The organism is Saccharopolyspora gregorii (assembly GCF_024734405.1).
Taxonomy (GTDB): domain Bacteria; phylum Actinomycetota; class Actinomycetes; order Mycobacteriales; family Pseudonocardiaceae; genus Saccharopolyspora_C; species Saccharopolyspora_C gregorii.
Genome location: NZ_CP059556.1, coordinates 3,400,636 through 3,418,806, shown reverse-complemented (window position 1 = coordinate 3,418,806; position 18,171 = coordinate 3,400,636). Strand labels below are relative to the sequence as shown.

The following is an 18,171-nucleotide window of genomic DNA, read 5'->3' as shown; positions in this document are numbered from 1 at the left end:
ATACTGAAACAGGTTATAGTTTTAGTCGACATGGCGCTACGGTGACGACCTGGAACATGAACGTGCAGTCGAGTGGCTGATGCAGAACCTGTTTCACTCGGAGGGTGCCGTGGGCGAGGAGATCGAGGCGGACGTGGTCGTCGTGGGGTTCGGCGTCGCGGGCGCCTGCGCCGCGCTCGAAGCCGCCGAGGCCGGTGCCGAGGTCGTCGTGCTCGACCGGTTCGGCGGGGGCGGCACCAGCAGGCTCTCCGGCGGCATCGTCTACGCCGGGGGCGGCACCCGCCCGCAGCGCGCCGCGGGCGTCACCGACTCGGTCGAGGACGTCCACGCCTACCTGCGCGCCGAGGTCGGCGACGCGGTGTCCCCGGCGACGCTGCGCCGCTTCTGCGCGGGTGGCCCCGAGATGATCGACTGGCTGGAAGCCAGGGGAGTGCGCTTCGGCGACGCCCTCGCGCCGTACAAGACCTCCTACCCGAGCCGCCGCCACCACCTGTACTACTCCGGCAGCGAGGCCGCGGGCGGCTTCCGCGACCTCGCCCGGCCCGCACCGCGCGGGCACCGGCCGGTGGGGCGCGGCACCTCCGGGAAGGTGCTGCACACCGCGCTGGCCCGAGCGGTGCGCGCCGCCGGGGTGCGGATCCTCGACCAGACCCGCGTCACCGGGCTGATCCGCGACGGCGGCGAGGTGCGCGGCGTCGAGTGCGCCACCCTGCGCACCGCGGCCCGGCCCGCGCGGGCGCTGCACCGGACCGCTGCGCGGCTGGCCGCGAAACCCGGCATCTACCTGCCCGCCCTGGCCCGGCGGTTGCACGCGGTCGCCGAACGGGTCGAACGCCGCCGCGCCGTGCCGCTGCGGATCCGCGCCCGTCGCGGGGTGGTGCTCGCCGCGGGCGGGTTCATCGCCGACCGGGAACTGCTGCGCCACCACGCGCCGCGCCACCGCGGCGGGCTGCCGCTGGGCACCCGCGCCGACGACGGCAGCGGCATCCGGCTCGGCCGGTCCGCGGGTGGCACCACCGCCAAGCTCGGCAACGTCTCGGTGTGGCGGTTCATCACCCCGCCCAGCGAGTTCCTGCACGGCGTGCTCGTCGACGAGCACGGGAAGCGGGTCTGCGACGAATCCCGCTACGGCGCCGCGCTGGGCGATGCGCTGGTCCACCACCACGGCGGGCGCGGCTGGCTGCTCATCGACGCCGAGACCCGGCGCCGCGCGCTGCGCTCGCTGCCCCGGCAGACCGTGTGGTTCCAGCTGCTGCAGGCGCTGCACCTGCTGCACCGCCGAGCGGTGACCGCCCCGACGATCACCGAGGTCGCCGAGCTCGCCGGCATCGACCCGGCCGGGCTCGCCGCCACCGCCCACGCCCACGACACCGCCGCGCCCGGCGCGGACCCGGTGGGCAAACCCGCCGAGTTCGTGCGGCCGCTGCGCACGCCGCCGTACACGCTGCTGGACCTGTCGATCCGGCCCAGCGCCGCCTACCCGTGCCCGATGCTCACCCTCGGCGGGCTGCGCGTCGACGAGGACACCGGTGCGGTGCTCGACGAGCGGGATCGGCCGGTGCCCGGGCTGCACGCCGCGGGGCGCACCGCGGTGGGGCTGTGCTCGAACTCCTACGTCAGCGGGCTCTCGCTGGCCGACTGCGTGTTCTCCGGGCGGCGCGCGGGGCACTGGCTGGCGCCCGGTGGAGGAGGGGAACGTGCTCACGGATGACCAGCGCGAGGACCTGGCGGCGCGACTGCGGCGGGCCGAGCGGGACCGGGCCCCGATCCCGCCGCTGACCGACTCGCACCCGCTGCTGACCGCGGAGGACGCCTACGAGATCCAGCTCGGCAACATCCGGCGGCGACTGCCCGGCACCGAGGTCGTGGGGCACAAGGTGGGCCTGTCCTCCCCGGTGATGCAGGCGATGATGGGCGTCGACGAACCCGACTACGGCCACCTGCTCGCCGACATGCGCCTCGACCCGGACGTGCCGGTGGCGGTGCGGCGCTACTGCTTCCCGCGGGTGGAGGTGGAGGTCGGGTTCCTGCTCGGCGTCGACCTGCCCGGCCACGGCTGCACCGAACGCGACGTGCTGGCCGGGACCGCGGCGCTGGTGCCCGCGATCGAGCTGATCGACAGCCGCATCGCGGACTGGCGCATCCGGCTGGCCGACACCATCGCCGACAACGCCTCCTCCGCCGGATTCGTGCTGGGGGAGCAGCGGATTCCGCCGGATTCGGTCGATCCGCGGGCCATCGACGCGGTGCTGCACCGGGACGGGGAACGCATCGCGGAGGGCCGGTCGGACGCGGTGCTCGGCGATCCGGTGCGGGCGGTGGCGTGGCTGGCGCGCAAGGTCGCCGGGTTCGGGGTGCGGCTGCGCGCCGGGCACGTGGTGCTGCCCGGTTCCTGCACCCGTGCGGTGGACGTGGGGGCGGGGGCGGCCTTCGCGGCCGAGTTCAGCACCGGCGGGCGGCGGCTCGGCGCCGCGTCGGTGACGTTCCGATGACGCTTCGAGGAGCTCGATGATGAGTACGGGCAAGGCGACCGCGGCGATCGTGGGGTCCGGCAACATCGGCACCGACCTGCTGCACAAGCTGCACCGGTCCCCGCTGCTGGCGCCCCGCTGGATGGCGGGCATCGACCCGGGCAGCGCGGGGCTGCGGCGGGCCCGCGAGCTCGGGGTGGCCGCCGACGCGGGCGGGGTGGACTGGCTGCTGGCCCAGGACGAGCGCCCCGACGTGGTGTTCGAGGTGACCTCCGCGGCCGTGCACCGCGCGAACGCGCCCCGCTACGCCGAAGCCGGGATCCGGGCCGTGGACCTCACCCCGGCGGCGGTGGGCCCGGCGGTGGTGCCGCCGGTGAACCTCGGCGAGCACCTGGCGGCACCCGACCTGAACCTGATCACCTGCGGCGGGCAGGCCACGATCCCGCTGGTGCACGCCGTCTCCCGTGCCGCCCCGGTGCGCTACGCGGAGATCGTCGCCTCGGTCGCGTCGGTGTCGGCGGGTCCGGGCACGCGGGCGAACATCGACGAGTTCACCCGCACCACCGCCCGCGGGATCGAGCGCATCGGCGGCGCCGCGCGGGGCAAGGCGATCATCGTGCTCAACCCCGCCGACCCGCCGATGATCATGCGGGACACCGTGTTCTGCGCGGTGCCACCGGATTCCGACCGGGACGCGATCAGCGGCTCGCTGCACCGGATGGTCGCCGAGATCGCCGGCTACGTGCCCGGCTACCGGCTGCTGGGCGAGCCGCAGTTCGACCTGCTCGGCGACGACCTGCGGGTCGGGGTGTTCGTCGAGGTCGAAGGCGCCGGTGACTTCCTCCCGCCCTACGCGGGGAACCTGGACATCATGACCGCCGCGGCGGTGCGGGTGGGCGAGCGGCTCGTCCGCGCGGGCCGCCCGGCCGACGCGGAGGAGCGGATCTCGTGACCGAGCTGCCCAGGACGTTCTCCGACGAGCTGGACGTGCGCATCACCGACACCTCGTTGCGCGACGGTTCGCACCACAAGCGGCACCGGTTCACCGCCGAGGAGGTGCGCGCGATCGTGACCGCGCTCGACGGCGCCGGAGTGCCGGTGATCGAGGTGAGCCACGGCGACGGGCTCGGCGGTTCCTCGTTCACCTACGGCTTCTCCACTACCCCCGAGCAGGAGCTGATCGCGCTCGCCGCCCGCACCGCCCGCCGGGCGAAGATCGCGTTCCTGGTGCTGCCCGGCGTCGGCGTGCTCGACGACATCGCCGCCGCCCAGGACGGCGGTGCGCAGGTGTGCCGGATCGCCACGCACTGCACCGAGGCCGACGTGTCGGTGCAGCACTTCCGGCTGGCCCGGGAACGCGGCCTGGAGACCGTCGGGTTCCTGATGATGGCGCATTCCCGGCCACCGGAGGAGCTGGCCGCGCAGGCCCGGATCATGGTGGACGCGGGCTGCCAGTGCGTGCACGTGGTGGATTCGGCCGGGGCGCTGGTGCTGGAGCAGGTCGCCGACCGGGTCGCGGCGATCGCCGCCGAGGTCGGCGCGGAGGCGCAGGTCGGGTTCCACGGGCACGAGAACCTGGGCGTGGCGGTGGCGAACTCGGTGGCCGCGGCGCGGGCGGGCGCGGTGCAGATCGACGGCAGCGCCCGCCGGTTCGGCGCCGGGGCGGGCAACACGCCGGTGGAGGCGTTCGTCGGGGTGTGCGACAAGCTGGGCATCCGCACCGGCGTGGACTTCTTCGCGATCGCCGACGCCGCCGAGGACGTGGTGCGCCCGGCGATGCCGCAGGAGTGCCTGCTGGACCGCGCCGCGCTGATGATGGGCTACGCCGGGGTGTATTCGAGCTTCCTGCGGCACGCGGAGGTGCAGGCCGAGCGCTACGGGGTGGACGCGGCGGCGCTGCTGGTGCGGGCGGGGGAGCGGAAGCTCGTCGGCGGGCAGGAAGACCAGCTGATCGCGCTCGCGCTGGAGCTGCGGGCGGCAGCGGAGTCCGATGTGGACGGTGCCCGATCCTCGACATGAACGAGAACGTGTTCTAGTATCGGCGAGTGGTGCGCGAGCCGTGCTGGAAACGGGTTCAGCACCACGAGTCGAGCCACCGGCGGAACAAGTTCCACGACGTGCCCGCGGGCGCGGGAACGGGAGCGCGTAATGAGCGAGCAGGACGGGCGGCGGATCGTCGACGAGGTGCGCGGGCTGCTGCCGGGGCTGCGGGAACGCGCGCAGAAGGCCGAGGACGCCCGCCGCATCCCCGAGGAGACCGTCGAGGAGCTCCAGCGCACCGGGTTCTTCCGGATGCTGCAACCCGCCCGCTACGACGGCGTCGAAGCCCACCCGGTCGACTTCTACCGCGCCGTCCGGCTGCTCGGCAGCGCCTGCGGCTCCACCGGCTGGGTCGCCTCCATCCTCGGCGTGCACCCCTGGCACCTCGCGCTGTTCCCGCAGCAGGCGCAGGACGAGGTGTGGGCCGAGGACCCGAGCACGCTGGTGTCCTCCTCCTACGCGCCGATGGGCCGGGCGACCGTCGTCGACGGCGGCTACCGGCTGTCCGGGCGCTGGAGCTTCTCCTCCGGCTGCGACCACGCGAGCTGGGCGTTCGTCGGCGGGCCCGCCCACGACGCGGCGGGCGAGGTGGTGGACTTCTGCACCTACCTGGTGCCGTTGGGCGACTACCGCGTCGACGACGTGTGGGACACCGTGGGCCTGCGCGGCAGCGGCAGCAACGACGTCGTCGTGGACGACGTGTTCGTGCCCGCGCACCGCGCGCTGAGCTTCCTGGCCATGTCCGAGGGCCGCTGCCCCGGCCACGAGATCAACACCGGCCCGCTGTACCGGCTGCCGTGGGGCACCGTGCACCCCACCACCATCACCGCGCCCATCATCGGCATGGCCCAGGGCGCCTACGACGCGCACGTCGAGCACCAGGGAGCACGGGTCCGCGCCGCCTACGCCGGCGAGAAGTCCAAGGAGGACCCGTTCGCGAAGGTGCGCATCGCCGAGGCCGCCAGCGAGATCGACGCCGCCTGGCTGCAGCTCAGCGGCAACATCGCCGAGGAGTACGAGCTCGTCGCCGCCGGCGAGCAGGTGCCGATGGCGCTGCGGCTGCGCGCCCGCCGCGACCAGGTCCGCGCCACCACCCGCTGCATCGAGGCGATCGACCGGCTCTTCGAGAACTCCGGCGGGCGGGCGCTGGCCACCGGCACCCCCATCCAGCGGTTCTGGCGGGACGCGCACGCCGGGCGGGTGCACGCCGCCAACGACCCGGAACGCGCGTACACGATGTTCGGCACCGGCGAATTCGGCCTGCCGATCAAGGATTCGATGGTGTGAGGGGAGAAACCGTGGGCACCGCAGCGGAAACCGAGCTCGACGAGCACTCCACCGGCCGCACCGCAGAACTCCCGTCCGGGCTGCGGCTGCACTACCACGAGGCGGGCGCCGAGCACGCCGACGCGGTGGTGCTGCTGCACGGCGGCGGCCCCGGCGCCTCCGCGTGGAGCAACTTCAGCCGCAACGTCCCCGTGCTCGCCCGGCACTTCCGCACCATCGCCGTGGACCAGCCCGGTTTCGGCCGTTCCGGCAAGCCCACCGAGCACGGCCAGTACTTCACCCACAGCGCCACCGCCCTGCACGAGCTGTTCGACGTGCTCGGGCTGGGACGCGCGCACCTGCTGGGCAACTCGCTCGGCGGCGGGACCGCCGTCCGCTTCGCGCTGGAGCACCCGGACCGGGCCGGGCGGCTGGTGCTGATGGGCCCGGGCGGGCTGAGCCTGAACCTGTTCGCCCCCGACCCCACCGAAGGCGTGCGGCGGCTCGCCGAGTTCGCCGCCCCGCCGGGGCCGAGCAAGCAGAAGCTCGAAGCGTTCCTGCGCACCATGGTGCACGACCAGTCGCTGATCACCGACGAGCTGCTGGAGCAGCGCTACGCGGCCGCCGCCGACCCGGAGTCGCTGGCCGCGATGCGCGCGATGGGCGAGTCGTTCCGCCGCGCCGAGACCGTCGAGCAGGGCCTGCTGTGGCGGGAGGCCCACCGGCTGCGGCAGCGGGTGCTGCTGGTGTGGGGACGCGAGGACCGGGTGAACCCGCTGGACGGGGCGCTGCTGGCGCTGAAGCTGATCCCGCGCGCGCAGCTGCACGTCTTCGGCGGCTGCGGGCACTGGGCGCAGCTGGAGAAGTTCGCCGAGTTCAACCGGCTCGTCCAGGACTTCTTGCTGGACTGACGATCGAGGGAGTGCGCGATGGGCATCCGCTCGCTGGGATACCTGCGGATCGAGGCCACCGACGTCGAGGCGTGGCGGGTGTTCGGCACCAAGGTCCTCGGCATGATCGAGGGCGACGGGCCCGACCCGGACGCGGTGTACTTCCGGATGGACGACTTCCCGGCCCGGCTGGTGATCGTCCCCGGGGAGGCCGACCGGCTCGCCCAGACCGGCTGGGAGGCCGCGAACGAAGCGGAAGTCGCCGAGGTGGCGCGGAACCTGGACGCCGCCGGGGTGTCCTGGAAGGCCGGGGACGCCGCCGACCTCGCCGACCGGCGGGTGTGCGGGCTGATCCGCTTCGAGGACCCCTCCGGAAACACCCAGGAGGTCTTCCACGGCGCCGAACTGCGGCACCGCCGCGTGGTCAGCCCCTACGGGCACCGGTTCGTCACCGAGGAGCAGGGGCTCGGGCACGTGGTGCTGTCCACCCACGACGACGCGGCGGCGCTGCACTTCTACCGCGACGTGCTGGGTCTCCGGCTGCGCGACTCGATGCGGCTCGCCCCCGAACTCGTCGGCAGGCCGGCCGACGGGGAACCGGCGTGGCTGCGGTTCTTCGGCTGCAACCCGCGCCACCACAGCCTGGCGTTCCTGCCGATGCCCACGCCCAGCGGCATCGTCCACCTCATGGTGGAGGTCGCCGACGTGGACGACGTGGGCCTGGCGCTGGACCGCGCGCAGCGGCGGAAGGTGCCGCTGTCGGCGACGCTGGGCAGGCACGTCAACGACCTGATGCTGTCGTTCTACCTGCGCTCGCCGGGCGGCTTCGACGTCGAGTTCGGCTGCGAGGGCAGGCAGGTCGCCGACGAGGACTGGATCGCCCGGGAGAGCACCGCGGTCAGCCTGTGGGGCCACGACTTCAGCGTCGGGGCCCGCGGATGACGCAGGCCGGACCAGACCAGGCGAGCTTCCGGCGCGTCCTCGGCCGGTTCTGCACCGGGGTCACCGTGGTCGCCGGGATGGACGGCGCCCGGCCGGTCGGCTTCACCTGCCAGTCGTTCGCGGCGCTGTCGCTGGACCCGCCGCTGGTGCTGTTCTGCCCCGGGCGCGGCTCCCGGACCTGGCCGCTGCTGGCGGCGTCCGGGCGGTTCTGCGTGAACGTGCTCGCCGACCGGCAGGAAGCGGTGAGCACCGCGTTCGGCCGCGGTGGTGCGGACAAGTTCGCCGAGGTCGGCTGGCACCCGGCGCCCTCGGGGGCCCCGGTGCTCGACGACGTGCTGGCGTGGGCGGACTGCGCCGTCGACGCGGTCCACGAGGCGGGCGACCACTACGTCGTCATCGGCCGGGTGCACGCCCTCGGCGAGGGAGACCCGCGCCGCCCGCTGCTGTTCTACCGCGGCGGCTACGCGAACGTGGAGGAACCGCCGCCGCCCCTGATCTGGCCCCGCGAGGACGACTGGCTCTGACGAAGCCGCCCGCTCGACGCCGCCCGCGGGGTAGGTTGCCGGAAGCCGACCTGGGGAGGCGCCGATGACCGGCACACCGGAACCGCTCACCGGGGTGGGCAGCACCGCCGTGGGCGTCGCGCTCATCCGCGCACGCGAGACCGACCGAGAAGATCGCCTGATCGCGGACCCCTACGCGCGCGCGTCCGCCGCCGCCGCCGAAACCGCATTCCGCAGCGCACCCGACGGCGCGCGGACCTGGGAACGGCTGCAAGGCCTGGTCGAGAGCTTCCACGACGGCCGCGTCGTCGCCACCCGCCACTTCGACGAGCAGCTGTCGGCCGCCGTCGGAGCGGGCTGTACCCAGGTCGTCGACGTCGGAGCCGGGCTGAGCACGCGGGCGCTGCGGCTCCCGCTGCCCGCGCACGTGGCGTGCTTCGAACTGGACTCGCCCGCGATGTTCGCGTTCAAGGAACCGGTGCTGCGCGACCACCCCGCGCGCCCGAGGTCCGCCGCGCAGCGCACCACCGTGCCCACCGACCTGCGCGGGAACTGGGCGGCCGACCTCACCGCAGCCGGCTTCGACCCCGCCCGCCGCACCGCGTGGCTGGAGGAGGGCGTGCTCGCCTACCTCCCGCCCGCCGACGCCACCGCGGTGCTGGACACCATCACCGAGCTCAGCGCACCCGGCAGCAGGCTCGTGAAGACCGCGATCGCCGCACCGGACGACGAGACCTACCGGCGGATGCGCGAGTTCGTCGGCCGCGGCGCGGCGCCCAGCGCCGGCGAATCCGGCGTCGACCAGGACAACGCCCACCGGCTCGGCGACCGCGGCTGGCGAGTGGAATTCCACCGGCACCACGACCTCGCGCGGCGGTGGGGTCGCGCCGCACCCGAGGCGGACTCCGGTGGCTACGCGAGCGGGGTCCGCCTGCCCGGGTGAGTGCCCTGTCTCTGAACTCGCGCGGCGGTTCGTGTCGGTGTCCTGTCAGCGGCGAAGCCGCTGAGCAGCGACCACCCGAGCAGCCGGCACCGCCGCGGGTTCTCAGCGGCTTCCTCGCGAGGACAGCGATGTCGCCGTGTGTTGGACATACATCAGACATCGATCCCGCAGCGAGGAAGCCGCTGAGGTTCCGCTACCCGAGCCCTACGCGGCAGAACAGGCAGTGAGTCACCGCAGGTCGGGTTTGCGGACCTTGCCGGTGGGGGTGCGGGGGAGTGCGGCGCGGAACTCGACGTGGCGGGGGAGCTTGAAGTTGGCGAGGTGCTCGCGGCAGTGGGCCAGGACCTCGTCGGCGGTGAGCCGGTGGCCGGGGGCGGCGACCACGTAGGCCTTCCCGACCTCGCCGAGGCGGGCATCGGGCACGCCGACCACCGCGGTCTCGGTTACGCCGGGCAGCCGCGCGATCGCCTGCTCGACCTCGGCCGGGTACACGTTGAACCCGCCGCAGACGTACATGTCCTTGAGCCGGTCGGTGATGGTGAGCCTGCCCGCGCGGTCCACCCGGCCGAGGTCGCCGGTGTGCAGCCAGCCGTCCGCGTCGACGGCGGCGCGGGTCTGCGCCGGTTCGTCCCGGTAGCCGAGCATCGTGTTCGGGCCGCGCAGCAGCACCTCGCCGACCTCGCCGGTGGGCAGGGGGCGGCCGTCGGCGCCCGCGATGCGCAGTTCGAAGCCGGCGGTGGGGCGCCCGCAGGTGGTGGCGACCACCGCGTCGTCGTCCTCCGGGCGGCACATGGTCGCGACCACGGCCTCGGTCAGTCCGTAGGCGGTGAGCACGGTGTCGAAGCTGAGCTCCCGCTGCATCCGCTCCACCAGCACCCGCGGCACCGAGGCCGCACCGGTGACGGCCAGCCGCAGGCTGGAGAGGTCGTGCTCGGCGCGCGCCGGATCGTCCAAGATGGACTGGTAGACGGTGGGCGGCCCGGGCAGCACGGTGATCCGCTCGCGGTGCACCAGTTCCAGCACCGCGCGGGTGTCGAACACCGGCACCGGCACGATCGCCGCCCCGCGCAGCAGGCACACCAGGATGCCCGCCTTGTAGCCGAAGCTGTGGAAGAACGGGTTCACCACCAGGTACCGGTCCGCCTCGTCGACGCGCCCGCAGGTCGCCCACGCGTCGGCGACGGCGAGGGCCTGGCGGTGCGCGCTGAGCACGCCCTTGCTGCGCCCGGTGGTCCCGGAGGTGTAGAGCAGGTCGCTGGGATCGGTGCCGCGCACCCGGGCGGCGGCCTCGTCCACCCGGTCGGCCGGGAGCGAGCGGCCACCGGCCTCGGCCCAGTCCGCGCAGCGCGGCAGCGGTGCCGCGGCGCCCTCCACCGGGATGCGCAGGACCGTGCGCAGCGCGGGCAGGCCGGGCACCGGGGTGCCGGTCGGCTCACCTCCCTGCGCGCGCAGCTCCCGCAGCCGGTCCCGCCCGAGGAAGGTGTCGGCCACCACCAGTGCGCTCGCCGAGCTGCGCACCAGCACGTCGCGGGTCTCGGCCGGGGTGAACCGGGTGTTGATCGGCACCAGCACCGCGCCCACGTGCAGCGCGGCCAGCGCCGCCACCACCCAGTGCCCGGTGTTCGGCGAGTTCAGCGCCACCCGGTCCCCGGCCCGGACGCCTTCGGCGAGCAGGAAACCCGCCAGCTCGCGGACCTGCTCGCGCAGCTCCCGGAAGGTCAGCCGCAGCACCGGGTCGACGACGGCGGAGCGCTCGGCGAACCGCTCGGCGGCGAGGTCGAGGGCGGCGGGCACCGTCTCCGGGACGTCCACGGCCTCAGATCCGCTCGATGATGGTCCCGGTGGACAGGGCGCCGCCCGCGCACATCGTGATCAGCGCGGTGCTCGCGTCCCGCCGTTCCAGCTCGTGCAGTGCACTGGTGATCAGCCGAGCTCCGGTGGCGCCGACCGGGTGGCCCAGCGCGATCGCGCCGCCGTTGACGTTCACCCGCTCCAGGTCGGGCCGGTGCACCGCGGCCCAGGACAGCACGACGGAGGCGAACGCCTCGTTCACCTCGAACAGGTCGATGTCGCCGATCTTCATCCCGGACCGCTCCAGCACCCTCGCGGTGGCCTGCACCGGCCCGTCCAGGTGGTAGTACGGCTCGGCGCCGACGAGGCACTGCGCGACGATCCGGGCCCGCGGGCGCAGGCCGAGCGCGGCGGCCCGGTCGGCGTCGGCGAGCAGCACCGCGGCGGCGCCGTCGGAGATCTGCGAGGCCGTGCCCGCGGTGTGGAATCCGGCGTCCAGCACGGGTTTCAGCCCGGCGAGCGCTTCCGCGCTGGTCTCGCGCAGTCCCTCGTCCCGGGTGACCAGGTGGGTGCCGCCGTCGGGGGCGGGGGCGCGGGTCGGCACGGTCTCGCGGGCGAACCGGCCTTCGTCCCAGGCGGCGCGGGCGAGCCGTTGCGAGCGCAGCCCGAACAGGTCCACCTCGGCGCGGTCCAGGCCGCGCCGTTCGGCGATGCGGTCGGCGGCCAGGTACTGGTTCGGCAGGTCGAGGTCCCAGCTGTCGGGGCGCGGCCGTCCCGCCTCGGTGCCGAGGTTGGCGCCCAGCGGCACCCGGCTCATCGCCTCCACGCCGCAGGCGATGCCGACGTCCACGGCGCCGGTGCTGATCAGCCCGGCGACCAGGTGCGCGGCCTGCTGGGCCGAGCCGCACTGGGCGTCGACGGTGGTGCAGCCGGTCGTCTCGGGCAGGCCCGCGTGCAGCCAGGAGGTGCGGGTGATGTTGCCGGCCTGCGCGCCCGCCTGGGTGACGCAGCCGCCGATGACCTGCTCGACGAGTTCCGGGGCGAGGCCGGCCCGGTCGAGCAGGCCGCGCTGGGCGACCCCGAGCAGTTCCGCGGGGTGCAGGCCGGAGAGCGCGCCCCGGCGCCTGCCGATCGGAGTGCGTGCCGCGTCCACGATCACCGGAGTGCCCACCGTTCGTCTCCTCTCGGCATGAACGACCGGAAGTTTCAATGTAGAACTTGTTCTCGTTATAGACAAGGTCGTGCCGCGGGGTCGCGTCGGCGCGGGGAGAATCCGGACCCAGCGCGTGATCATCACTGTTACGGGGGTTTACTAACCAGATCGGATGTGGTTCGGTTCACATAGAACAAGTTCTCTTTCGTGGACTCGTGTCTCCGTGCGGCCCGCAGGAGGTTGCCAGTGGTCTGCCCCCACATCCCGCCCGGCTTCGACTTCACCGACCCCGACCTCTACGCCGAACGGCTGCCCATGCGCGAGTTCGCCGAACTCCGGCGCACCGCACCGGTGTGGTGGAACCCGCTGCCCCGCGGCAAGGCCGGCTACGACGACGAGGGCTACTGGGTGGTGAGCAGGCACGCCGAGGTCAAGGAGGTCTCGCGCCGCAGCGACGTGTACTCCTCCTGGGAGAACACCGCGATCACCCGCTTCACCTCCGAGATGAACCGCGAGCAGATCGAGATGCAGCGGTTGATCCTGCTCAACATGGACCCGCCCGAGCACACCAAGCTGCGCGGCATCGTCGCCCGCGGCTTCACCCCGCGCGCCATCAACGGCCTCCGCGACGCGCTGCGGGAACGCGCCGAACGCATCGTCGAGACCGCGTTCACCGGCAGCACCGGCGACTTCGTCACCGACGTCGCCTGCGAACTCCCGCTGCAGGCCATCGCCGAACTGCTCGGTGTGCCGCAGGAGCACCGCAAGAACATCTTCGACTGGTCCAACCAGATGATCGCCTACGACGACCCCGAGTACTCCATCGACCCGGCCGCCGCCGCCACCGAACTGCTCGGCTACAGCATGGGCATGGCCGAGCAGCGCCGCGGCTGCCCGATGGACGACATCGTCACCAAGCTCGTGCAGGCCGACGTGGACGGGCACGCGCTCAGCGACGACGAGTTCGGCTTCTTCGTGCTGCTGCTCGCGGTCGCGGGCAACGAGACCACCCGCAACGCCATCACCCACGGCATGCTCGCCATGCTCGACCACCCCGAGCAGTGGGAGCTGTTCAAGGAGCAGCGCCCCGCCACCACCGCCGACGAGATCGTGCGCTGGGCGACCCCGGTGATGTCCTTCCAGCGCACCGCGCTCGCCGACACCGAGCTGAACGGGGTGGCGATCGGGCGCGGCGAGCGGGTCGCGATGTTCTACAGCTCCGCCAACTTCGACCCCGAGGTCTTCGACGAACCGGAGCGCTTCGACATCACCCGCGACCCCAACCCGCACGTCGGGTTCGGCGGCACCGGCGCGCACTACTGCCTCGGGGCGAACCTGGCCCGGCTGGAGATCGACCTCATCTTCCAGGCCATCGCCGACCGGATGCCCGGCATCGCCAAGGCCGGCGAACCCCGCCGCCTGCGCTCCGGCTGGCTCAACGGCATCAAGGAACTCCAAGTCCGCTACCGCTGACCCACCCCGCCGCAGACGAACCAGCTATCCCCCGAACCCCCGGCGGGCGGCTTCGATGGCCGCTAGGTGGGTGTGGGTCCAGTCGCACATCCCGTGCACCACCTGCCGCAACGCCCGCCCCGGTTCGGTGAGCTCGTAGTCCACCCGCGGCGGCACCACCGGGTGCACGGTGCGTTCCAGCAGGCCGTTGCGCTCCAGCATCCGCAGGTTCTGGGTGAGCATCTTGTGGCTGATGCCGTCGATCCGCCCGCGCAGCTCGCTGAAGCGCAGGCTGCCCTCTCCGAGCAGGTCGATGATGAGGAACGCCCACTTGTTGGCGACCTCGGTGAAGATCTCCCGCGCGAGCGAGTCGGCGCGCCGCAGGTCCGCCTCGTCCCCGAGCGGGCTGGTGAAGTTCTCGGTTCCCATCAGGTTCCTCGGTTACGGAAAAGTGCGTTCTTCCACGTCACGCGGCACTCTCCTACGGTTTCCCGGTAACCACAAGAGAGCACGGAGGTGCACGATGGCCATCACGCTGGTGAACCCGGACGGGCTGCCGGAGGTCGAGCTGTACCGGCAGGTGTCGGTCGCCACCGGGTCGAAGCTGGTGTTCGTGGCCGGGCAGGTCGCCCGCGACGAGCACGGGAACCCGGTCGGGACGGGCGATGTCGCCGCGCAGGTCGAGCAGGTCTACCTCAACGTCGCCACCGCGCTGGCGGCGGCGGGCGCCTCGTTCGCGGACGTGGCGAAGCTGACCGCCTACCTGGTGGACTGGACGCCGGAGAAGTTCGAGCAGTTCATGGCGGGGCGGGCGCGGGCGAGCGCGAAGCTGGGCGGGGCCGCGCTGCCCCCGTTCACCGGCATCGGGGTGGCCGCCCTAGCAGAACCGGACATGCTCATAGAACTAGAAGCAACGGCAGTCCTCGACTGAAACGGCTGTCTCATCACTTCTGTTGCGGGGCGGGGCGGGTGGCGGAACCTCAGCGGGATTCTCGCTGCGGGATCTTTTTCCCAAGTGGCTCCGCCACGAGGGAAAAAGCTGTCCTCGCGAGAATCCCGCTGAGAACCCGCGGGTGGTCTTGTTGCTTTGGTGGTCGTTGGCTCAGCGGCTGCGCCGCTGACAGGCAATGGACTGCGAGGCGGTTGGGGGGTTCAGGGGTTCGGGGTGAGGGTTGCCATTGCTCGGTCGAATTCCCAGAAGGCTCGCATCGAGATGAGCAGACCGCTGTCGTCCACGCGGTAGAGGAAGACGCCGTCGGCGTCCATCGTCGCGCCGTCGGGGAGGTGGGTGCGGATGCGGCCGGTGTTGGCGACCTCCGAGCCGGCGGCGAACGAGTCGTGCACGTGGAAGTGCAGGCTCGCCGCCCCCGCGATCACCGAGTCCCAGAACGCGCCGATCGCCGCCGTGCCCCGATGTCCCTGCCCGGACGGGTCCAGCGGGGACGGGCCGACCGGGTCCTGCACCAGCGCGTCCGCGGCGAACAGCGCCAGCCAATCCGCCTTCGCGCCGCGCGCCACCGCCGCCATCGAGGCCCGCGCCGCCCGCCGCGCCGGGTGCTCCGCCTCCGTCGCGTCCCACCGCACCGAACCGCGCCTCGTCGCCTCCGGGCCGCTCATCCGGCCGCCAACGGACGGATGACCTGCTCGGCGAAGCGCTCCAGCGAGTCCCGCTTCACCGCGAGGTCCGCGTCGAAACCGTGGCCGTCGAGCACCCACGGCACCACGATCGCATCGGTCACGCCCGCCGCCGCCTGCTCCCGGTAGCCGTCCGCGCCGAACCGGTCCACGCACACCGCCTGGATCTCGAAGGGCTCCGCCTCGCGGCCGAACTCCGCGCGCAGCTCGGCGAGCCGGGCGATGGTGGTGCGCAGCTCGGAGATCCGCATCATCGCCGAGGACCAGCCGTCACCGCGCGACGCCGCCCGCCGCAGCGCCCGCTCGGTGTGCCCGCCCACGTAGATCGGCACCGGCCGGCCGGGGGCGGGGGACATGCGCAACCGGCCGAAGTCGAAGAACTCGCCGTGGTGCTCCACCATCCCGCCGCCGAGCACCAGCCGCAGCACGTCGATCGCCTCGTCCACCCGCGCACCGCGCCGCTCGAACGGCGCCCCGCACCACTCGAACTCCTCCGGCGTCCAGCCGATGCCGACGCCCAAGCCGAACCGGTCCCCGGTCAGCGCCGCCACCGACGCCACCTGCCGCGCCAGCAGCAGCGGATTCCGCGGCCCCAGCTTCAGCACCGAGGTGTAGAACCGCAGCCGCTCGGTCACCGCGCCCATCGCCGCGGCCGCCACCAGCGGATCGGTCCACGGCGTCTCCTCGGTCCACATCCGCTCGCCGTCGGGGGTGTACGGGTAGTCGGCGGCGACGTGCTCGGAGTAGAACAGCGAGTCCGGCAGCGCGATCGCGGCGAACCCGGCCTCCTCCGCCGCGCGCGCCAGCGCGGTCAGCTCCGGCAGCGGGCACATGGCCACGGACAACGTGAACTCCATCAGCGCTCCCCGGGCCGCGCGGCGCCCACGACCCACATCGAGAAGTATTGCGAGCCCCCGCCGTAGGCGTGCCCGAGCGCGGTGCGCGCCCCGTCCACCTGGTGCTCGCCCGCCCGGCCCATCACCTGCATCGCCGCCTCGGCGAACCGCAGCATCCCGGAGGCGCCGATCGGGTTCGACGACAGCACACCACCGGACGGGTTCACCGGCAGCCTGCCGCCGATCGCGGTCTCGCCCGCCTCGGTGAGCTTCCAGCCCTCGCCTTCGGCGGCGAAACCCAGGTTCTCCAGCCACATCGGCTCGAACCAGGAGAACGGCACGTAGAGCTCGGCGACGTCCACTTCGGACATCGGATCGTTGATGCCGCCCTGCGCCCAGAGCGCCGCCGCCGCGTCCCGCCCGGCCTGCGGGCTCACCTGGTCGCGGCCGGCGAACGTGGTCGGCTCGGTGCGCATCGCGGTGGCGTGGATCCACGCCACCGGGCGGCCGGTGGCCGCAGCGGCGTGCTCGTCGCCGAGCACCATCGCGCACGCCCCGTCCGAGGACGGGCAGGTCTCGTCGTAGCGGATCGGGTCCCACAGCATCTGCGAGGCCAGCACCGACTCCACCGTCAAGTCCGCCTGCCGCACGTGCGCCCACGGGTTGCGGCTGCCGTTGCGCCGGTCCTTCACCGCCACCATCGCCCCGATGTGCGGCGGGGCGCCGGAACGGCGGATGTAGGAGCGCACGTGCGGGGCGAAGTAGCCGCCCGCGCCCGCGCCCACCGGCATCGAGAACGGCGGCATGATCGACAGCGCCCACATGGCGTTCGACTCGGACTGCTTCTCGAACGCCACCGCCAGCACCCGGCGGTGCACCCCGGCCTGCACCAGGCTCGCCGCCACGTTCGCCGTCGAGCCGCCCACGGAACCGGCGGTGTGCACCCGCAGCAGCGGTTTCCCGGTGGCGCCCAACGCATCGGCGAGCACCAGCTCCGGCATCATCACGCCCTCGAATAGGTCGGGGGCCTTGCCGACGACGACCGCGTCCACCTCGTCCCAGCCGACCTCGGCGTCGGCCATCGCCCGGTCCACCGCCTCCCGGCACAACCCGGCCATCGACACGTCGGTGCGGCGGCTGGCGTGCCGGGTCTGGCCGGTTCCGAGCACCGCGGCGATCTGCTTGCCCATCAGCCCTCCATCACGCACACGAGGTTCTGCTGCAACGCGGGTCCGCTGGTGGCGTGCGCGAGGACCTTTCCCGCCTCGCCCGACCACACCCGCCGCGCCGCCTCGCCGATCCGGGTGAGCCCGGCGGCGAACATCGGATTGCCGCACAACGCCCCGCCCGAGGGGTTGATCCGCACCGACCCGTCGAGGCCGAGGGCGTCGCGCAGCAGCAGCTCCTGGTGGGTGAACGGCGCGTGCAGCTCGGCGAGCTCGACGCCCTCGGCGCCCGCTGCCCGCCCCGCGTCCGCGGTGGACGGTGAAGCGGTGAGGTCCCGGCCGCCCAGCTCGGCCGACTCGATGCGGTGTTCCACCCCGGTGATCCACGCCGGGCGGTCCCGCAGTTCCCGGGCCCGCCCCGCGCTCGCCAGCAGCACCGCCGAGGCTCCGTCGGTGATCGGCGCGCAGTCGTGCGCGCGCAGCGGATCCGCCAGGTACGGCCGCGCCAGCAGCTCCGCGACCAGCACCCGGCCGGACAGCTGCGCGTGCGGGTTCTGCTCGGCGTCGGCGCGCGAGCGGGCCGCCACCTCCGCCATGTCCTGCTCGGCGAACGCCCCGGACTCGAGGCCGAGCCGCGCCTGCAACCCGGCGACGCCCACCGAGTCCGGCCACAGCGGCGCGGCGAAGTACGGATCCAGCTGCATCGCCAGCACCCGCCGCAGCTCACCCGCCGAGGACTTGCCGAAGCCGTACACCAGCGCCGTGTCCACCTCGCCGGTGCGGATCTTCACCCACGCCTCGTACAGCGCCCACGCCGCGTCCATCTCCACGTGCGACTCGTTGATCGGCGGGAACGCGCCGATCGCGTCGATCGCCGCGATGAACGAGAACGCCCGGCCCGCCAGGTAGTCCGACGAACCCGAGCACCAGAAGCCCACGTCCTCCGTGCGCATCCCAGTGCCGGAGAGCAGTTCCTCGAACACCGGCACCAGCATCTCCACGCCGTTCGTGGTGCCGCTGGTGGCGCGGACGTTCGGCGCCTGGGCGAAACCCACGACGGCCACATCGCTGTCGGTCATGCGC

The 18,171-nt window shown here is 73.3% G+C and carries 18 protein-coding genes; 11 read left to right on the top strand and 7 right to left on the bottom strand.

The window, feature by feature from the left end; genetic code table 11:
* The first annotated feature begins 79 nt into the window (after positions 1 to 79).
* The 9 genes from H1226_RS14775 to H1226_RS14735 all read left to right on the top strand — a co-directional run bounded on the left by H1226_RS14775 (position 80) and on the right by H1226_RS14735 (position 9,055).
* Positions 80 to 1,711, top strand: a complete 1,632-nt coding sequence (locus tag H1226_RS14775) for an FAD-binding protein (RefSeq protein ID WP_224959191.1) — start codon at positions 80 to 82, stop codon at positions 1,709 to 1,711.
* Positions 1,698 to 2,492 (top strand): 2-keto-4-pentenoate hydratase, encoded by a 795-nt coding sequence (locus tag H1226_RS14770; protein WP_258341230.1) that lies wholly within the window; start codon positions 1,698 to 1,700, stop codon positions 2,490 to 2,492. The genes H1226_RS14775 and H1226_RS14770 overlap by 14 nt, the downstream gene beginning before the upstream one ends.
* A 19-nt stretch (positions 2,493 to 2,511) precedes the next feature.
* A complete protein-coding gene (locus H1226_RS14765; RefSeq protein ID WP_258349419.1) occupies positions 2,512 to 3,423 on the top strand; it encodes an acetaldehyde dehydrogenase (acetylating) in 912 nt (303 codons plus the stop codon).
* Entirely contained in the window at positions 3,420 to 4,490 is a 1,071-nt protein-coding gene (dmpG, locus tag H1226_RS14760; protein WP_258341229.1) for a 4-hydroxy-2-oxovalerate aldolase, read from the top strand. The genes H1226_RS14765 and dmpG overlap by 4 nt, the downstream gene beginning before the upstream one ends.
* Positions 4,491 to 4,619: 129 nt before the next feature.
* Positions 4,620 to 5,798 (top strand): 3-hydroxy-9,10-secoandrosta-1,3,5(10)-triene-9,17-dione monooxygenase oxygenase subunit, encoded by a 1,179-nt coding sequence (gene hsaA / locus H1226_RS14755; RefSeq protein ID WP_258341228.1) that lies wholly within the window; start codon positions 4,620 to 4,622, stop codon positions 5,796 to 5,798.
* Between the two features lie 11 nt (positions 5,799 to 5,809).
* Positions 5,810 to 6,688, top strand: coding sequence for a 4,5:9,10-diseco-3-hydroxy-5,9,17-trioxoandrosta-1(10),2-diene-4-oate hydrolase (gene hsaD / locus H1226_RS14750; protein WP_344927824.1), 879 nt, complete (start codon positions 5,810 to 5,812; stop codon positions 6,686 to 6,688).
* Between the two features lie 18 nt (positions 6,689 to 6,706).
* Entirely contained in the window at positions 6,707 to 7,609 is a 903-nt protein-coding gene (hsaC, locus tag H1226_RS14745) for an iron-dependent extradiol dioxygenase HsaC (RefSeq protein WP_258341227.1), read from the top strand.
* Positions 7,606 to 8,133: a 3-hydroxy-9,10-secoandrosta-1,3,5(10)-triene-9,17-dione monooxygenase reductase subunit gene (gene hsaB, locus H1226_RS14740; RefSeq protein WP_258341226.1), complete on the top strand. Its 528-nt coding sequence runs from the start codon at positions 7,606 to 7,608 to the stop codon at positions 8,131 to 8,133. Before hsaC ends, hsaB begins: the two co-directional genes overlap by 4 nt.
* A gap of 64 nt (positions 8,134 to 8,197) precedes the next feature.
* On the top strand, positions 8,198 to 9,055 hold the full coding sequence (locus tag H1226_RS14735) for an SAM-dependent methyltransferase (RefSeq protein ID WP_258341225.1): 858 nt from the start codon (positions 8,198 to 8,200) through the stop codon (positions 9,053 to 9,055).
* A 228-nt stretch (positions 9,056 to 9,283) separates the two neighbouring features.
* Here H1226_RS14735 and H1226_RS14730 read toward each other — a convergent pair whose 3' ends face one another.
* Together H1226_RS14730 and H1226_RS14725 are read right to left on the bottom strand one after the other, a co-directional pair.
* Positions 9,284 to 10,867, bottom strand: a complete 1,584-nt coding sequence (locus H1226_RS14730; protein WP_258341224.1) for a FadD3 family acyl-CoA ligase — start codon at positions 10,865 to 10,867, stop codon at positions 9,284 to 9,286.
* A gap of 4 nt (positions 10,868 to 10,871) precedes the next feature.
* Positions 10,872 to 12,017 carry a steroid 3-ketoacyl-CoA thiolase gene (locus H1226_RS14725; RefSeq protein ID WP_258341223.1) on the bottom strand — a complete coding sequence of 382 codons (1,146 nt, stop codon included), beginning with the start codon at positions 12,015 to 12,017 and terminating at the stop codon, positions 10,872 to 10,874.
* Positions 12,018 to 12,245: 228 nt separating this feature from the next.
* On the opposite strand from H1226_RS14725, the gene H1226_RS14720 reads away from it, so the two are divergent.
* Positions 12,246 to 13,472: a cytochrome P450 gene (locus H1226_RS14720; RefSeq protein WP_258341222.1), complete on the top strand. Its 1,227-nt coding sequence runs from the start codon at positions 12,246 to 12,248 to the stop codon at positions 13,470 to 13,472.
* A gap of 24 nt (positions 13,473 to 13,496) precedes the next feature.
* Here the strand turns inward: H1226_RS14720 and H1226_RS14715 are convergent, their stop codons facing one another.
* Positions 13,497 to 13,880, bottom strand: coding sequence for a winged helix-turn-helix transcriptional regulator (locus H1226_RS14715; protein WP_225045131.1), 384 nt, complete (start codon positions 13,878 to 13,880; stop codon positions 13,497 to 13,499).
* A gap of 94 nt (positions 13,881 to 13,974) precedes the next feature.
* Here H1226_RS14715 and H1226_RS14710 point away from each other — a divergent pair, with 94 nt between their 5' ends.
* Entirely contained in the window at positions 13,975 to 14,382 is a 408-nt protein-coding gene (locus tag H1226_RS14710; protein WP_258341221.1) for a RidA family protein, read from the top strand.
* A gap of 221 nt (positions 14,383 to 14,603) precedes the next feature.
* On the opposite strand, the gene H1226_RS14705 is transcribed toward H1226_RS14710, so the two are convergent.
* Genes H1226_RS14705 through H1226_RS14690 form a run of 4 tightly spaced genes read right to left on the bottom strand, consistent with a single transcriptional unit; the run spans position 14,604 to position 18,167 of the window.
* Positions 14,604 to 15,068 carry a nuclear transport factor 2 family protein gene (locus tag H1226_RS14705; protein ID WP_258341220.1) on the bottom strand — a complete coding sequence of 155 codons (465 nt, stop codon included), beginning with the start codon at positions 15,066 to 15,068 and terminating at the stop codon, positions 14,604 to 14,606.
* Positions 15,065 to 15,943 carry a TIGR03619 family F420-dependent LLM class oxidoreductase gene (locus H1226_RS14700; protein ID WP_258341219.1) on the bottom strand — a complete coding sequence of 293 codons (879 nt, stop codon included), beginning with the start codon at positions 15,941 to 15,943 and terminating at the stop codon, positions 15,065 to 15,067. Before H1226_RS14700 ends, H1226_RS14705 begins: the two co-directional genes overlap by 4 nt.
* Positions 15,943 to 17,112, bottom strand: a complete 1,170-nt coding sequence (locus H1226_RS14695; RefSeq protein ID WP_258341218.1) for a thiolase domain-containing protein — start codon at positions 17,110 to 17,112, stop codon at positions 15,943 to 15,945. Before H1226_RS14695 ends, H1226_RS14700 begins: the two co-directional genes overlap by 1 nt.
* Entirely contained in the window at positions 17,112 to 18,167 is a 1,056-nt protein-coding gene (locus H1226_RS14690; RefSeq protein ID WP_258341217.1) for a thiolase domain-containing protein, read from the bottom strand. Before H1226_RS14690 ends, H1226_RS14695 begins: the two co-directional genes overlap by 1 nt.
* Positions 18,168 to 18,171: the final 4 nt, after the last annotated feature.